This window comes from Sphingobium sp., from assembly GCF_003248505.1.
Taxonomy (GTDB): Bacteria; Pseudomonadota; Alphaproteobacteria; order Sphingomonadales; family Sphingomonadaceae; genus Sphingobium.
In genome coordinates this window covers 1-2848 of record NZ_QFOA01000150.1, presented here as the reverse complement: position 1 = coordinate 2848, position 2848 = coordinate 1, and the positions used below count along the sequence as shown (strand labels likewise).

2 protein-coding genes and 1 pseudogene are annotated in these 2848 nt (G+C 57.6%); all 3 read left to right on the top strand.

Annotated features, from left to right (window positions below):
• Positions 1 to 450 precede the first annotated feature (450 nt).
• A pseudogene (locus DI606_RS19875) lies at positions 451 to 1304 on the top strand (IS5 family transposase).
• Positions 1196 to 2431, top strand: a complete 1236-nt coding sequence (locus DI606_RS19870; RefSeq protein ID WP_293985720.1) for a TonB-dependent siderophore receptor — start codon at positions 1196 to 1198, stop codon at positions 2429 to 2431. The pseudogene DI606_RS19875 and the gene DI606_RS19870 overlap by 109 nt, the downstream one beginning before the upstream one ends.
• 27 nt (positions 2432 to 2458) lie before the next feature.
• Positions 2459 to 2848, top strand: a 390-nt coding sequence (locus DI606_RS19865; RefSeq protein WP_293985716.1) for a PepSY-associated TM helix domain-containing protein, incomplete at its 3' end; no start/stop codon positions are given.

Below are 2848 nucleotides of genomic sequence, written 5' to 3'. Positions count from 1 at the left end.
CCCAATATCGAAAACAAGAACCGCGTGCCCAGCTTCCCATTCGTTCAGGATCTGACATACGCGCCACGGCCCTATCTCTCGAAGCGGGCGGCTCTTGCGAAGAAAAAATCGTAGAGAGAAGATGGCCTTATTTTGAATAAGTCTTGGCGGTAACGCCTCCAGATTGCGATGGGATTGGCTGCGTCATATGACAAGGCTAGTCCCGTCGCAAATTGGTGAATGATAAAATCTAGCAGATAAGCATAGAATATTTAAGAATTTTACTATAAATGATTCTGCATGTTGAGAAGTTTGTAGGAAATCATTCACATGAAATCCGGCCTCTACTAATATTCTATTAGACGTACCTGAGAATAAGGGCCGTCATGCCAGCTGACGTTAGGTCGCGTTGACAAAGTGGATTCCCAATCTGCCTGATTTCTGATTCAGAGCTTCTTTTTGCGAGGAGCGATGATGGGCCGGGGCGATCTGACGGACGAGGAATGGGATGTGATCGCGGGGGTGTTGCCATCGGAGCGCGGTCGCAAGTCCCGTCCTGCCCATGATAACCGGCGTTTTCTCAACGGCATGCTGCATGTTCTGCGGGTCGGTTGTCCGTGGCGGGATATGCACGAACGCTATGGCCTGTGGAACTCGGTCTATGTGCGGTTCGGGCGCTGGGCCGAACAGGGCGTGTGGGATGCGATCCTGGCGACATTGGTGGAATTGGGACTGACCGACGACTGGCAACATATGATCGACAGCACCATAGTTCGCGGCCATGTATCGGCGGTGGGCGGAAAAGGGGGGCTTGTGCGCAGGCTTTTGGTCGATCACGCGGCGGCTTTACGTGCAAGGTCCACGCCCGCTGTGACAATCAGGGACGCCCTATCGGCTTCATCCTGACGGGCGGTGAAGCGTCCGACTATGGCGCTGTCGATGCCCTGATGGCGATCCCCGTCGCCAAGCCCAAGGCGCTGTTGGCCGACAAGGGCTATGACGGTGATGCTGTCCGCGAAAATCTGCTGATGCACGGCATCCTGCCGATCATCCCGCCCAAGGCCAATCGCCGTGAACCCATTCCCTGCGACTTCCGCCGCTATCGTGACCGCAACCGCATCGAGCGCATGTTCGGGCACTTAAGCAGTTCCGTCGTATCGCAACGCGTTACGACAAAACCGCTTTATCCTTTGCCAGCTTCCTCAACCTCGCCGCCATTCGCAAATGGCTGCCTCACTTTGTCAACGCGGCCTATATCTACAAGCGCGACGTCAGCGAGGCGATCAATGTCTATCCCATCTATTTCGCGGACAGCGGCTATGTGATCGGCTGGCCCAGCCGTGCCGCTCCTGCCGCCAACATCGCACAGGGTGCCTATAGCTATCTGGACGCTTCCTTCGACACTGGCGGCATAAAGCATAAGCTGACTGCCGGTGTTTCCATCGACAGGCTGCGCGTGCGCCAGCATGTCACGGCTTATGCCTATGCCAGCAATTCGCCGGCTTATTCCGATCCCAACGACCTGATGTCCTGGGCCAAGCCGGATTCACTGGCTGAGCAGGATTGGGGCGCCCGCTATACGGCGAGTACGTCACGCAATCTGAACATCATCCTGGGCGACGACATCACTTTCTCCGACAAGCTGAACGCCCTGATCGGTGTTAATCGCACCAATATGGTTACGAAAAGCTATACCGTGGCAGGAGATGTGACTGGCTATGACAAGACGGTGGTGACGCCGACCGCATCGCTGATCTTTAAGCCGACCGCCAATGTGACGACTTATGCCAGCTATATGGAGGGTCTGGAAAGCGGGTCGGTCACGCCCAACGAACCCTCCTATGCCGAACCGGGCAAGATCCTCGATCCGTTTGTGTCCAGGCAATATGAGGTCGGAGCCAAATTCGCCCCGCGCGAAGGCCTGCTGATCACGGCAGCTTTGTTCCGCATCGAAAAAGCAAATTCCTATGAGGATGTGACGTCGTCCGGCCAGCTCACGATCACGCAGGACGGGCTTCAGATACATCAGGGTCTGGAACTTACCCTCAGCGGCAAGGTGACCGACCGGCTGACGCTGATCGCCGGCGGCACGTTGATGGACGCGAAGGTGAGGAAGGCCGACAATCCGGCGCTGGAGGGCAAGAAGCCGACCGACGTGTCGAACCGGCTGGCAAAGATATTCGCGCAATATGAGATTCCGGGCATTTCCGGCCTGTCGCTGAGTGGTGGCGCCTTTTATGCCGGGCCAACCTACAAGGATGCCGCCAATCTCCAGAAGATCGACGGCTACCTTGTCTTCGATCTTGGCGCGCATCTGAAAACAACGATCGTCGACCACCCGGTCAGCTTCAACCTGAATGTCGCGAACCTGACGAACAAATCCTACTGGGCGTCGATGTATGTGATCGGCCTGCCGCGCAACATCGCCTTCTCCGTCCGGACGAGCTTCTGACCGGTGAATGGTGGGATACGCGCAGACATGAGACAGGGCTTTCGCCAGTCGATGGCGTCGCTTCATACCTGGGTGGGCCTTTTGCCTGGCTGGTTGTTATATATCGTCTTCGTCTTCGGAACGGCGGCTTTCTTCCAGTTCGAAATCGACGGCTGGATGCGGCCCGAACTGTCGTCGGGCGCCACTGTCAGCCCGCGCGCGCTCGACGCTGCGGACGTCATCCTGCGGCAGCGCGGTGCAGGCGCGGAAAGTTGGAGCGTGTCGCTGCCCCATGCTCGGGGCGGTAGTGGGGTGACGGTCTCCTGGCGTACGCCGGGACAGGACCGGCATGACCGGAACGAGGTGACGATCGATCCGCAGACCGGCCGTGAAGTCGCTGTGCGCGAAACGCGGGGAGGTTTCTTCCTCTACCGCATG